This window comes from Pseudomonas sp. Fl5BN2 (assembly GCF_009908205.1).
Taxonomy (GTDB): Bacteria; Pseudomonadota; Gammaproteobacteria; order Pseudomonadales; family Pseudomonadaceae; genus Aquipseudomonas.
This window is the reverse complement of sequence record NZ_JAAARL010000033.1, coordinates 23,603-36,487: the sequence shown is the minus strand read 5'-3', so window position 1 is coordinate 36,487 and position 12,885 is coordinate 23,603. Positions and strand designations below refer to the sequence as shown.

Sequence of the window (12,885 nt, the reverse complement as noted above, 5' to 3'; positions counted from 1 at the left end):
AGCTTGCTAACTATCAATATGTCATTGCCGGATAAATCCAGTCAAGTTTTGTAACAAATACCCAGGCCATGCATCCGCTTGAGCGGTTCCAACACAGAGCCCGTACTGAAAAGGTATATACCTTTTCAGCACTATTTGAGGAAAGCTCCCATGTCCAAGCACGCCGTCTTTACCATGAAACTGGAAACGGAACTGCGGGATCAGTTCATGGCAGAAGCGCAGGCCTCGCATCGCCCTGCCTCGCAGATCGTTCTGCGAAATGATGCGCGAATTTGTCCAGAAGCAGCATGAATCCCGGGAATACGAGGCATTTTTGCAGCAGAAATTTCAGCTGGCCCGAACCTCCGTCGACGCTCAACGCGGGCACAGCCATGAAGAAGTTGAAGCAGAGTTCGCTGCCAGGCGCGCCCGGGCATAGAGGCTGGAATGAAAGTTGTATGGGTTCCCGAAGCCATACATGACCGCACGGACATCTGGGATTACCTGTAAGCCCTCAACCCAAGGGCAGCGCTTGAAATGGACCAGCGTTTCAGCGAATGCCTCGGACATCTGATCCTCAATCCCCATATAGGCTCTACGGGGCGGGTGGCCGGAACCCGGGAACTGATTCCCCACCCCAGCTATCGCCTGGTCTATCAGATCGGCCAGGACAGAATCTGGATCCTGACCCTGGTACACACCACGCGCCAATGGCCGCCACTGGCTTAGCCCCCGCGCCCCGTCCTCAACAACACATCCAGTTGATCCACCACCTCCGCCCAGTCGGAATCATCCAGCACTTCCGTGCGCAAAAAGTCGGCCTGGCTCTCGCTCCAGAAAAACGCATCCGCCAGGTGCAGCGCAGGCTTCAACGGCGAATGGGTGGCGATGAAACGCTCGATGCTCACCGGGTCATCAGCCAGCCCCAACTGCTTGAACAGCGCTGGCAGGGTGTGTGTCGGTGACTCCATGGTCGGCTCCTGATCAGTGAGAGACTTCGCAGACTTCGGCGTGGGGCACCATTTTCAGATACTGAGCCACGCTCATGTGCACCAGGTTGTGGTGATTGCCGGCCTCCAGGTAAATGTCTTTCTGCCGGGTCAGCAACGGGTCGATGACCACGTCCAGCCCATAGGATTCGCCCAGGGCCGGCACCGCGCCGCGCTCGCAGTCGTTGAACAGATGGGCCAGGGTGCTTTCCCGGGTGACCTGCCATTCGCCGCTGCCGCGTACCTTGCTCAGGTCCAGGTGACGACTGGCGGGCAAGACTGCCATCAGATAGTGACCGTGGTGATCGTCGAGGATCACCGACTTGGCCACCCGCTCCGCAGGCACCCCTGCCACTCGCGCCGTTTCCAGGCTGCTGGCCGAGTGCGGGTGGGTCACCAGGTCAAATTCGCAATGTGCCTGTTCCAGGCTACGTTGCACGGTTCTTGCCATACGCATGATGCACCTCAGTGCCCCGAGATGGATTCGAGACGGTAGGTTGACGTCCTGTTGCTCCCTGCGATGAGTCTAGATCCGGCAACGAGGCGTACGGGCATTAACTTCCGAACGGCAATCCCCCTGCGTCACGCGGGTAGCAGCGCTCAACTAAACTCAGGTCAGAGCCGTTAGACGCCCCGTGAAACAAGGTGCGTGCTGCACCGGGAGGTGTCGGATGAACAGAGGTGGCTGGCTAGCGTTGTGGTTGGGACTGCTGATCGGATCAAGCGCCGGAGCCGCCCAGGCTGTGGACCCGGTGGTGGTGCTGACGGTCAGCGACGTGATTACTCCCGCCAGTGCTGATTACCTGGTACGAGGCTTGAACCAGGCCGCCGATGAACATGCGCAACTGGTGGTGATCCGCCTCGACACACCGGGCGGCCTCGATACATCGATGCGCACCATCATCCAGGCCATTCTCGCCAGCCCCGTGCCAGTGGCCAGTTTCGTCGCCCCCAGCGGTGCTCGGGCCGCCAGTGCCGGGACCTACATTCTCTATGCCAGCCACATTGCGGCCATGACCCCAGGCACCAACCTGGGCGCGGCGACACCGGTGCAACTCGGCCTCCTGCCGGAGCCGCCCAGCGCAGCACCAAACACCCACAACCCGCCCACCAACGCCAGCCACAGCAGCCTGGAGCTCAAGCAAATAAACGACGCGGCCGCCTACATCCGCAGCCTGGCGCAACTGCGCGGGCGCAATGTCGAGTGGGCAGAGCAAGCCGTACGTGAGGCCGTCACCCTCTCGGCCCAGGAAGCACTCAACATCAAAGTCGTGGACTATGTGGCCAACGATCTCGACAGCCTGCTCAAGCAAGCCGACGGCAAGACTCTGGTGGGCGCAGGGCATGAGGTGCAGTTGCATACCCAGGGGGCGGCACTGATCCAGCACGACCCCGACTGGCGCACCCGGCTGCTGTCGGTCATCACCCATCCCAGCATCGCGATGATTCTGATGATGATCGGCGTGTATGGGCTGTTCTTCGAATTCGTCAATCCCGGCACCACCCTGCCCGGGGTACTGGGCGGGATCTGCCTGTTGCTGGGGCTGTATGCGATGCAACTGCTGCCCGTGAACTACGCCGGCGTGGCATTGATTCTGCTGGGCATCGGCTTGATGGTGGCCGAAGCCTTCCTGCCGACCTTCGGTGTGATCGGCTTGGGCGGCATCGCCGCCTTTGTCGTCGGCTCGGTGATTCTCATCGACACCGACGTGCCGGGGTACGGCATCCCCCTGCCCCTGATCATCGGCCTGGCGCTGCTCAGCGCCATCGTCCTGGTGGCATTGGCCGGCCTGGCCATCAGGTCCAGACGACGCCCCACGGTCAGCGGCGATGCCGGGCTGGTGGGCAGCCTCACCCCGATCAACAGCGTACAACCCGGCAACGCCTATGCCGGCCGGGTGCTGTTGCAAGGTGAGCATTGGCAAGTCGCAAGCGCCACGCCTCTGAGCACCGGGCTACGGGTACGGGTGGTGGCACGCAAGGGGCTGCTCTTGGAAGTGACGCCTGCCGAAGCAGCGTCACGAGGAGGATGAAATGATTGGACAATGGCTATTCGGTGCATGCCTGGCGTTGTTGATTGCCCTTGCCGCGTCGACCTTTCGCATCCTGCGCGAGTACGAGCGCGGGGTGGTGTTCCAGCTTGGGCGCTTCTGGCAAGTCAAGGGACCGGGCCTGATCCTGCTGATCCCGGTGGTCCAGCAGATGGTCCGGGTCGACCTGCGCACCGTGGTCCTGGATGTGCCGCCGCAAGACGTAATCACCCGTGACAACGTCTCGGTCAAGGTCAACGCGGTGCTGTACTTCCGCGTGCTCGACCCACAGAAATCCATCATCCAGGTTGAAGACTTTCTCATGGCCACCAGCCAACTGGCGCAAACCACCCTGCGCGCAGTGCTGGGCAAGCATGAGCTGGATGAACTGCTGGCGGAACGCGAGCGCCTCAACCTCGACATCCAACAGGTGCTGGATGCACAGACCGATGCCTGGGGCATCAAAGTGGCGAACGTCGAGATCAAACATGTCGATCTCAATGAGTCCATGGTCCGGGCTATCGCCAAACAGGCCGAGGCCGAACGTGAGCGGCGGGCCAAGGTGATCCACGCCGAAGGCGAGTTGCAGGCCTCGGAAAAACTCATGCAGGCAGCAGAGATGCTCGGCCGTCAGCCCGGCGCGATGCAGTTGCGCTACATGCAGACCCTGGGCGCGATCGCAGGGGACAAGAGTTCGACCATCGTCTTCCCACTGCCCATAGAACTGCTCAAGGGCATGGCGGACCTGTCCTCAAGACCTTGAGCCGGCACCCGCAGGCTCGCCCCGGTGCGTCCTGCACCAGGGCTGCCGCACCTGCTTCAAGGGCACTGCACGCTGGCAAACTGCGCAACCGCCGCCGAACCGCAGAGAACGAACAAGCGCGCACGGGTGTTGCCCGCGGCCAGCTCACTGACCTTGTGCCAACCCGCCGGCAAGGGGGCGAACTCCTCGGGTTGATCATCGGTCCCTACCAGCCAGATACGGCCGCTGCCCACCGGTAGCGCAGTCAACCGATCCAGGTAGACTTCATCCGTCTCGCTCACCAGCGTGCCGAAACCGTAGCTATTCGGTCGGCTGGAAGCCCCATCCGGCAACGGCGGCGTATAGAGCATCGGCTCGGCATCGGTGCGGTTGTAGTAGACGTAGCTCAGGTACCAGAGCATGTCGCTGATGACAATGCGGTCTCCCGGGGCATAGTGGGTATTGACGAAGTCGACCATCACGCTGATCTGGTCATTGACGTCGACATCGATGTTGTTTTTCAGGCCGACCCCTTCCAGGCCGACAAACAGCACCAGCAGCGCAATAGCGGCGATCCGCGCCGTCTTGAGCCAGCGGTCGATGACGATCGCCATGATCATCGGCAGGCCCAGGGCGTAGGCCGTCAAGTAACGCTCGATGAATACCGGGGAGATGAACGACACCGCGAACACCAGGAACAGCGGCAACAGACTGAAGCTCACCAGCAACCCGCCAAACCTGTGGGGAAGGTTATCGCGCCACGCGAGGAGCGCGCTGACCGCCAGCAACAGCAGGGGCATACCGATGAACAGTGGCCCGGGCAGGCTGTCGCCTTCATCCTGGATCAGCAATTGCCAGACCATCGCCGGCAGCGATGACCAGGTAACCGGTGGCTCCCAACCCACATCGCCATTGGCCTTCAACTCGTCCATGTGCCGCAGCAGATCCAGCAATTCCGGAACCCAGGGCAGGTACAGCAAGACAATCGCCGCGTTGGCCAGCCACCAGCTCGGACGCCCCAGCAAGCGCGCGCCGTTTTCGCTGCGCAGCCCTGGCAGCGCCAGGTACAGCCAGTGCGCCAGCACGCAGAACGCCGTGAAGTAGTGGGTATAGAACGCCAGGCTCATCAACAGTGTGTAAATCACCAGGTAGCGCCAACGCTGCGGCTGGCGGACCCAATACACCAGAGCCAGGGTCGCGCCCAGCAGCAGCATGCCCAGCAAGGCGTACATGCGTACTTCCTGGCTATAACGCACGGCAGTGGGCAACAAGGCCAGCAGCACCCCGGCGAGAATCGCTGCACGACGAGTGGCGACCAACGCTACCAGCCAGACACCCAGGCCCACTGTAACGATCCCCGGTAGCGCACTGAAGGTGCGGACCGAAAAAATGCCGTCGCCAAACAGTTCGATCCAGCCATGCAACAGCATGAAATACAGCGGCGGGTGCACGTCGTGGGCCGCGTGGAACCAGATCTCGCCCAAGGAGTACTGACTGAGCAACAGACTGGAACCTTCATCTCCCCAGATAGCTGCAGCGGTCAGGTCATAAAACCTGGTAAACCCGGCCAATAGCAAAACCGGCAGCAGCCAATAGTCGAGCACCAGGCGAATCAGCCCCTGGACTCCCTTGCCCTGACGAACCGGGACGGACCCATCCAAACGCCCGATCAACTCCGGCGCTCTACGAAATTCCATTGCTCCTCCCCATTACCTGCATGACCTCGCCGTGCTCAGCCTCCACAGCATCTTCTTTTGCCTGAAAAACCGCAAAGGCCAGGCACGTCGGCGCTACCAATGCCATCGAGAGCGTAGTGGACGCGCCCCGGGCGTGCCCTCACAGCGCTCACGCAAGTGCCTAAACACTCCTGCCCTGCCCCCAGAAACAGGATCGCAGCCTACGGCAACAACCGATAGCGTCAAGCAACGGATAGGCCGCCAGTGCATGCGCGCGGCACTATCACGACCGACGGTACAAAGCGCCGGAATCTTTAACCGAGCACGTAGGTACGAAGCGGCTCCTTCTGTATGATTTTCCCCACTTCGGGACCCGCCCTCCAGGCCCTCTGGATTAAGGATAATTCGTGCGTATCGCTCTTCTCCCATCATTGACTTTGGTCCTGGGCACCTTGTGTACCACCCTCGCCCAGGCCAGCTCAGATGACATGTGCTTCCCGAGCTGGAAGCTCTATTCCAACCAGTTGGACGCCTGCGGCAACCTGCCCTTCCTCAACCCCGGCAATGACAGCCGGGTCAACCTGCGCCTGCTACTGGCCGATCAGGGCAGCCTGCCGTTGACGCCCCGGGCCTTGACCAAGGATGGCCTGGGCCTGGGTTTCGGCCCCGTGCCCTTCCCCGCGTATCGCCTGCGTCCGGCGGACCCCGAAAGCGATTCCGGCAGCGCGCCCAAGGCCGGCCCAACGCCCGCCACCGAGCAGCTCGACAGCCAACTGCAGGCCCTGGGCTTGAGGCGCGATAGCAAGGAAACCGCCGGGGACGGCTTTTTGTCCGGCGAAGGTAGCCGCTGTCGCAGCAACTCGGACACCAGCGCCCTGGCGTTTGTCGAACAGCTCAACGAGGCCCAACTAAGCCAGGAGGAACGCCAGGCCCTGGCCGAGGCCAGGGTGCAACTGCTGGCCAGCTGCGACTGGAACGCCAGCGAGATGAGCAGGCTGCTGCCGGGCAACCTCAACTCGGCAGGGGCCAAGGCGTTCGCCAGCTACCTGCAGGCCGCCGCCGACTTCTATAGCGGCCGCTTCAGCGACGCCGGCAACGGTTTTGCCGCCCTCAAGGACAATGCCCAGCCCTGGCTGGCCGAGACGGCGGCCTACATGAGCCCGCGCACCACGCTCAACCTGGCCCAACAGAACGCCTTCGATGAATGGAACATGGTCAGCCTGGAGCATGTGGACAAAACCGTCCTGCAACAGGCCGGAAGCGGTTTCGAGGCCTATCTGAAAGCTTATCCACAGGGACGTTATGCCGTGTCCGCCAAGGGCCTGATCCGGCGCGTGCACTGGCTGGAGGGGGATTTCCAGGCCCTGGCCGAAGACTATTCCCGCCAGTTGACCCAGGCTCCGGGCACCCCGCGCAACATGAGCCTGGAAGACGTGGTGGAAGAGGTCGACTACAAACTGCTGAGCACTTCCGACGACAACTTCCAGGCCCCGCTGCTACTGGCGGTCAGAGACCTGATGCGCATGCGCAGCGAATCGCCTCCAGCGCTGACCCGGGAAGCCCTGCAACAGCAGAAAAGCCTGTTCGAAGGGCAACCGGCGTTGTTCGACTATCTGCAGGCGGCCTTCAGCCTGTATGTCGAGCAGCAACCGGCCGCAGCGCTCAAGCAACTGCCGACCCAGCTTCCAGCGCAACTGGACTACCTGAGCTTCAGCCAGCAGACCCTGCGCGGCCTGGCCCTGCAGGCCCAGAAGGATTGGAAAGGCGCCGAAGCGCTGTGGCTGCAATTGCTGCCCCTGGCCAAGCAGCCCCTGCAACGGGAACAGCTGGAACTGGCCCTGGCCTTCAACTACGAGCGCAGCGGGCAACTGGCCAAGGTGTTCGCCGCCGACTCGCCGATCAAGACGACCCAGGTCCGCGACATTCTCCTGCGTCAGGTGGCCTCTCCCAAACTGCTGCGCCAACAGGCACAGCGGGCCGACTCCGCCACTGAGCGCAACACCGCCTGGTTCGTCCTGCTGTACAAAGACCTGACCCGCGGCCAGTACGCAGCCTTCGGCGAAGACTTCAAGCGACAGCCCATCCCGCTGCCCGAGGAACAACTCAGTCGCGGCTTGGGCTACCTCTTCGACTATGGCCCCTCACTGGCGGTATTCCAGTGGTACGGCAAGCCAGCCAGCAGCGACACATCCGACTACGCGTGCCCGAGCATCAAGGACACCGCCGCAACCCTGCAACAGGATCCGAAAAGCCCGATCGGGCTGCTCTGTCTCGGTGAGTTCATGCGCCTCAACGGCTTCGACCGCATGCCCCTGGACACCCCGCCTGACGCCCAGTCCCTGGGCGGCACCGCTGACACTTTCCCGGGCAAGCCCTTTTCGCGACTCGATGGTTATCAAGTGGTGATCAACAACCCCAAGGCCAACAGTGATGAGCGCTCCTATGCCTTGTACCGTGCCATCAACTGCTATGCCTCTTCCGGTCATAACAACTGTGGCGGCAAGGGCGTCGAGCCTGCGGTGCGCAAGGCCTGGTTCCGCCAGTTGAAGACCAAGCTGGGAGATACCCCGTGGGGGCAGTCACAGCGTTACTACTGGTAAGCGTGAAGCGCCTGGGCTACTGCCTGCTGCCGCTCTGGCTGTGGTGGGCAACCCCGGCGGCCGGCGCGGTAGAGGCGGCCGAGTACGACGCTTTCTGGCTGTGGAGCGGGGTCAAGACCCAGCCGGTGCTGGCCCAGGCCAGGACCCTGTACATCCTCCAAGGGCAGATCAGTCACTCGCGGCGCCATCCCGGGCGCGGCGTCGAACTCATTGCACAGGGGCTGCCGGTGTCGCGCCTGCCCCAGGAACAGGTCTGGGTGGTCTACCGCGCCCACACCCTGGCCTGGCCGGAACCGCTGTATCGCCAGTTGCTGGGCCAAGTGCAGCGCTGGCAGGCCACGGGGACCTCGGTAGCAGGCATCCAGATCGATTTCGACAGCAGCACCCGCGACCTCGAACGCTACGTGAGTTTCCTCCGTGACCTGCGCCAGCGCCTGCCGCCGCAATACCGCCTGAGCATCACCGGCCTGATGGACTGGGGCAGCAACGCCGACCCGCAAGCCATCAGCCAGCTCAAGGGCGTGGTGGATGAAGTGGTGGTGCAGACCTACCAGGGCCGCCATAGCATTGCCAGCTACGCGACCTACCTGCCACGCCTGGATCGCATGGGCCTGCCCTACAAGGTCGGCCTGATCCAGGGCGGTGACTGGCAGGAGCCGCAGGCGCTGCGCGACAGTCCCTGGTTCAAGGGGTATGTGGTGTTTTTGCAGAATCCTTGAGCGCGGGACGCGCCTGACGGCCGCTTTCGCTGGCAAGCCAGCTCCTACAGAGTTTGCCGTTTTTGCAGGAGCCGGCTTGCCGGCGAAAATCCGCTACGCCTTACCAGTCATACGTCAGGCTCGAGACCATGGTCCGCCCTTCGCCGTAGTAGCAGTCCCAGATGCTGGTGCAGTTGGCGACGTAGGTCTTGTCGGTGAGGTTCTTCACGTTCAGCGCCAGCTTTACGCCCTTGAGTTGCAACGGCGACTTTTCAAGGTCGTAGGACAGGCTGGCGTCGTACACGGTGTAGGACGGGATCTGGAAGGCGCCGTCGTAGTCGGTGCCATAGCTGCCCTTGACGTAGCGTGTCCCCACTCCCGCTCCCAGGCCCGCCAGAGGCGTGTCGCCGAGAATCGTGTAGTTGAGCCACAGCGACGCGGTCAACGGCGGCATTCCTGCCGGATGACGCCCTTCGCGCCCGTCATTGTCCTTGGTGTATTTGATGTCGTTGCGCGACGCCGAGGCAATCACGTCCAGCGACTCACTGAGGCTGGCCTTGGCTTCAAGCTCGATCCCCCGGGAGCGCAGTGCGCCACTCTGGATACTGAATCCGGGGTTGGCCAGGTCGGAGGTCAGGATGTTCTCCTGATCCAGTTGGTAGGCCGATACCTGGACGAAACTCTCCTGGCCCGGAGGCTGGAACTTCACCCCCACTTCGTACTGCTTGCCGCTGGACGGTTCGAAAGCGCCACCCTGCACACTGGTGCCACTCAACGGCAGGAAGGATTCCGAATAGCTGACAAAGGGCGCCAACCCATTGTCGAACAGGTACACCAGCCCCCCGCGCCCGGTAAAGGACTGGCTCTTGGCGTTGGTATGGCCACCACCGAGCGGCACCTTGTTATCGGTTTCCGCCCAATCGTTGCGACCGCCCAGCACCAGCACCCACTTCTCGTACTTGATCTGGTCCTGCACGTACAGGCCAGTCTGGATGATGGTGTTGTCCCATTGGTAAGGGCTGCCGAGATTCAGCGACTGGCCGTAAGTCGGGGTGAACATGTCGAGGATCGGCGGGTTGTAGTCGTACTTGCCGTGGAATTTCGAATTGTAGTGGTAGTAATCCAGCCCTACCAACAGGGTATGGCTGAACGGCCCGGTGTCGAACTCGGCCTGGGCGATGTTATCCACGCCGAGGACCTTGTTGTGCTGCTTCCAGTCGACCCCGTAGCGAGTCATGTAGCGCTGGTCGTTGAGCCCGGTCTTGGGATTGGCGACGAACTTGTAGCCGTGCAGCGGCGCGCGGTAACGGTCATCGACGTCGGCGTAGCGGGCGTTCTGCTTCAGGGTCCAGACATCGTTGAGGCGATGGGAAAACTCGTAGCCCAGGACGAACTGGTCGCGATCGTAGGCATTGACCCCGGGCTCGCCGAGAAACAGGTCGCGGTCGATCTTGCCGTTGGGGTTGGCGAACACCGTGCCGACGCTGGGCAGGCCCTGGGCCTCGGGTACGTCGTTGTCCTTCTGGAACTGGGCAAACACCGTCAGCTGGGTGTCCTGGTCCGGGCGCCAGGTCAGGCTCGGGGCGATGAACTGGCGCTGGCGCTGGACGTAATCGATGGCGTCCTGGCTGTCGCTGGCCAGCCCGGTCAGGCGATAGAGGAACTGTCCCTGCTCATCCAGCGGGCCGCCCAGGTCCAGGGCGATGCTCTTGTGGTCATAGCTGCCGGCTTCCAGCACCAGTTGATGCACCGGGGTTTCGGTGGGGCGCTTGCTGACCATGTTGACGATGCCCCCCGGCTGGTTCTGGCCGTAGAGCACCGAGGCCGGGCCCTTGAGCACTTCGATGCGCTCCAGGGAAAAAGGCTCGATCTGCAGGGCGCCACCGGTGCTGCCGCCGCCATAGGGCAGGTGCAGGCCATCGAGGTACATCGGGGTCGGGGCAAAGCCACGGGAGGTGGGCTCGTCGAAGATTTTCACCCGGTCGGAAAAGCCCCCGCCGGTCATGCCCGGGGTATAGAGCAGCGCCTCGGTCACGCTCTGGGCGCCACGGGCCTTGATTTCCTTGGCGCCGATCACGTTGATGGTCTGCGGTATCTCTACCAGCGCCGAGTCGGTCTTGCTCCCGGTGGCGCTGCGCTTGGCGACGATCCCCGGCACGGCGCCCCAGGCACTCTCATCGTTCTGCATCGCACCGATGCGGGTCGGCGCCAGTTGCAGGGCGCCGTCCTCGGCCACCGCTTGCAAGCCCCAGCTGGAACCGCTCTGCACGGCCTGCAAGCCGCTACCGGCAAGCAACGCCTGCAAGCCCTGGGCGACCTCATAGCGGCCCTGCAGGCCAGCGCTGTGCTTGCCGGCGGTCAGGCTCGCATCCACCGACAGGAGAATCCCCGCAGTGCTGGCGAAGCGGTTCAGGACCTGGTCGAGGTTACCCGCGGCGATCTGGTAGTTGCGTGCCTGGCTCTGGCTGCTGCTGTCGCCCTGGGCGATGCCCGGCAACACCGGGGCCACGGCCAGCAGTGCGACAAAGGCGCGGCGCCGGGCGGCGCTGCCCAGGTTCAAAATGGATGCAGTGGTCTGGTAAGGCATTCCTGAACTCCCCATGAGAATGCGTCTTGATCGGCTTTCATGGGGTATCCCGAACGACCCGGCAGAATCGACAATGGCCCGACGAACTATTTTTCTTTCAGCCTCGCGGCTTGAGGGTCACCCAGTAGCGGGTCACGGCGTGGGCCCGCACCGGCAGCGAGCGCTCCAGGGCGGCGAGCACCGCATCGCTGTCGGCCAGGGGGAAGACCCCGGTGAGCAGCAGGCCGGCAACCTGCTCATCACAGCGCAGTATTCCCGGCCGATAGCGCGCCAGCTCGGCGACGAACTGCCCCAGGGGCTGGCGTTCGGCAATCAGCCGCCCCTCGCTCCAACTGCTGGCATTGACCTCGGCCACCTGCCGGGGCGAGACCCGTCCGGCGTTGAACCACAGGCGTTCGCCGGCATTCAGTTGCAGGGCCGGGACATGCCGCGGGCTGATCCGCAACGCGCCTTCGTAAAGATCGACCCGGGAGCCGCCGTCCAGCTCACGCACGGCAAAGCGCGTGCCCAGGGCCTGGATATCGCCGGCGGCGGTTTCCACGATCAGCGGCCGCGACGGGTCATGCCCGCTGGTGAGCAGGATCTCGCCCTGGATCAGGCGAATGCGCCGCTCGCTAGCGCTGAACAGCAGGTCGACGGCGGTGGCACTGTTGAGGTCCAGGCGGCTGCCGTCACTCAGGGTCAGGTGGCGCACTTCGCCGGTGGCGCTGCGCTGCCCAGCGAAGTGCGCACGCCAGGGCTGGCTGTCCTGCACCAGGTAGCCGCTGCCACCGGCCACCAGCAGCAAGCCGAGCATCTTCAGCGCAGCACGGCGCTGCTGGTCAGGGGCCTTGGCCAGCAGCACATGGGCGCTGTGCTCCGGTACACCTTGCAGGGTCTGTTGCAGTTGCTGCAGACGCTGCCAGGCGCGCCGGTGCTCCGCGTCGGCCAGCTGCCAGGCCTCGAAGGCGGTGCGCTGCTGCGGGCTCAGTTCGCCGCTCCAATGCAGCATCAGCCATTCACTGGCCTGTTCGACGATGGACGGAGCAATGGGTGCCTGATGGGGTTTCATTCTGCGTAGAGCACCTGATAGCAGGCCTGGATGGCGCGGGTCATGTACTTCTGCACCGAACTGACGGAGACCTCCAGCCGCTCGGCGATCTGCGCATAGCCCAGCCCCTCGAACTGCGACATGACAAAGGCCTGGCGCACCTTGTCCGGCATGCGGTCGAGCATGGCGTCGATCTGCATCAGGGTCTCCAGAATCAGCGCACGGCTTTCCAGGGAAGGGGTCTGCGGCTCCGGCAAGTGAGCGATGCTTTCCAGGTAGGCACGCTCAATGCGCGCGCGCCGCCATTGGTCGACCACCAGGTTGCGGGCGATCTGCGCCAGGTAGCTGCGGCTTTCATGCTGCCCGGGAAAGCGCCCCGAGAGCAGCAGGCGCAGGAAGGTGTCCTGCGCCACGTCCGCGGCATGCTCGCGATCGCCCAGGCGCTTGCGCAACCAACCCTGCAACCAGCCGTGGTGATCCTGATACAGACGATGGAGCTGGGCGTTGCCGTCAGAGGTTGCTTGCATGAATGAAACTGCGCACATGATTGAGAG

General features: G+C 63.2%; 10 protein-coding genes and 2 pseudogenes. 6 read left to right on the top strand and 6 right to left on the bottom strand.

The genetic code is table 11. From position 1 onward, the window contains the following. Positions 1-150: 150 nt before the first annotated feature. Positions 151-418, top strand: a pseudogene (locus tag GV819_RS30525) (antitoxin of toxin-antitoxin stability system). A gap of 89 nt (positions 419-507) precedes the next feature. After that, positions 508-708: pseudogene (locus GV819_RS30520) on the top strand (type II toxin-antitoxin system RelE/ParE family toxin); the annotation flags it as partial. Here the strand turns inward: GV819_RS30520 and GV819_RS30515 are convergent. Continuing rightward, positions 705-950 (bottom strand): DUF2789 domain-containing protein, encoded by a 246-nt coding sequence (locus GV819_RS30515; RefSeq protein WP_161759747.1) that lies wholly within the window; start codon positions 948-950, stop codon positions 705-707. The pseudogene GV819_RS30520 and the gene GV819_RS30515 overlap by 4 nt on opposite strands. A gap of 13 nt (positions 951-963) precedes the next feature. Continuing rightward, a complete protein-coding gene (locus GV819_RS30510; protein ID WP_161759746.1) occupies positions 964-1,425 on the bottom strand; it encodes an aminoacyl-tRNA deacylase in 462 nt (153 codons plus the stop codon). A 214-nt stretch (positions 1,426-1,639) separates the two neighbouring features. Here GV819_RS30510 and GV819_RS30505 point away from each other — a divergent pair, with 214 nt between their 5' ends. Both GV819_RS30505 and GV819_RS30500 read left to right on the top strand, forming a co-directional pair. Continuing rightward, on the top strand, positions 1,640-3,001 hold the full coding sequence (locus tag GV819_RS30505) for an NfeD family protein (RefSeq protein ID WP_161759745.1): 1,362 nt from the start codon (positions 1,640-1,642) through the stop codon (positions 2,999-3,001). Position 3,002: 1 nt separating this feature from the next. Then, on the top strand, positions 3,003-3,761 hold the full coding sequence (locus tag GV819_RS30500; protein ID WP_161759744.1) for a slipin family protein: 759 nt from the start codon (positions 3,003-3,005) through the stop codon (positions 3,759-3,761). 56 nt (positions 3,762-3,817) lie between these two features. On the opposite strand, the gene GV819_RS30495 is transcribed toward GV819_RS30500, so the two are convergent. Then, entirely contained in the window at positions 3,818-5,437 is a 1,620-nt protein-coding gene (locus GV819_RS30495; protein ID WP_161759743.1) for a glycosyltransferase family 39 protein, read from the bottom strand. Positions 5,438-5,823: 386 nt separating this feature from the next. On the opposite strand from GV819_RS30495, the gene GV819_RS30490 reads away from it, so the two are divergent. Together GV819_RS30490 and GV819_RS30485 are read left to right on the top strand one after the other, a co-directional pair. Beyond that, positions 5,824-8,016, top strand: a complete 2,193-nt coding sequence (locus tag GV819_RS30490) for an outer membrane assembly lipoprotein YfiO (RefSeq protein WP_161759742.1) — start codon at positions 5,824-5,826, stop codon at positions 8,014-8,016. Beyond that, the gene (locus GV819_RS30485; RefSeq protein ID WP_161759741.1) at positions 7,986-8,735 is read left to right on the top strand and encodes a DUF3142 domain-containing protein; all 750 of its coding nucleotides are present in this window, start codon (positions 7,986-7,988) and stop codon (positions 8,733-8,735) included. The genes GV819_RS30490 and GV819_RS30485 overlap by 31 nt, the downstream gene beginning before the upstream one ends. 100 nt (positions 8,736-8,835) lie before the next feature. Here GV819_RS30485 and GV819_RS30480 read toward each other — a convergent pair whose 3' ends face one another. From GV819_RS30480 to GV819_RS30470, 3 genes are all read right to left on the bottom strand, one after another. Next, entirely contained in the window at positions 8,836-11,301 is a 2,466-nt protein-coding gene (locus GV819_RS30480) for a TonB-dependent siderophore receptor (RefSeq protein ID WP_161759740.1), read from the bottom strand. 97 nt (positions 11,302-11,398) lie between these two features. After that, positions 11,399-12,352 (bottom strand): FecR domain-containing protein, encoded by a 954-nt coding sequence (locus tag GV819_RS30475; RefSeq protein ID WP_161759739.1) that lies wholly within the window; start codon positions 12,350-12,352, stop codon positions 11,399-11,401. Then, positions 12,349-12,858: a sigma-70 family RNA polymerase sigma factor gene (locus tag GV819_RS30470; RefSeq protein WP_161759738.1), complete on the bottom strand. Its 510-nt coding sequence runs from the start codon at positions 12,856-12,858 to the stop codon at positions 12,349-12,351. Before GV819_RS30470 ends, GV819_RS30475 begins: the two co-directional genes overlap by 4 nt. Between the last annotated feature and the right edge of the window lie 27 nt (positions 12,859-12,885).

What these genes read in the sequence shown, in the direction of transcription:
- GV819_RS30515 (WP_161759747.1), bottom strand. Translation starts at nt 950, where the DNA reads ATGGAGTCACCGACACACACCCTGCCAGCGCTGTTCAAGCAGTTGGGG.
- GV819_RS30510 (WP_161759746.1), bottom strand. Translation starts at nt 1,425, where the DNA reads ATGCGTATGGCAAGAACCGTGCAACGTAGCCTGGAACAGGCACATTGC.
- GV819_RS30505 (WP_161759745.1), top strand. Translation starts at nt 1,640, where the DNA reads ATGAACAGAGGTGGCTGGCTAGCGTTGTGGTTGGGACTGCTGATCGGA.
- GV819_RS30500 (WP_161759744.1), top strand. Translation starts at nt 3,003, where the DNA reads ATGATTGGACAATGGCTATTCGGTGCATGCCTGGCGTTGTTGATTGCC.
- GV819_RS30495 (WP_161759743.1), bottom strand. Translation starts at nt 5,437, where the DNA reads ATGGAATTTCGTAGAGCGCCGGAGTTGATCGGGCGTTTGGATGGGTCC.
- GV819_RS30480 (WP_161759740.1), bottom strand. Translation starts at nt 11,301, where the DNA reads ATGCCTTACCAGACCACTGCATCCATTTTGAACCTGGGCAGCGCCGCC.
- GV819_RS30475 (WP_161759739.1), bottom strand. Translation starts at nt 12,352, where the DNA reads ATGAAACCCCATCAGGCACCCATTGCTCCGTCCATCGTCGAACAGGCC.
- GV819_RS30470 (WP_161759738.1), bottom strand. Translation starts at nt 12,858, where the DNA reads ATGCAAGCAACCTCTGACGGCAACGCCCAGCTCCATCGTCTGTATCAG.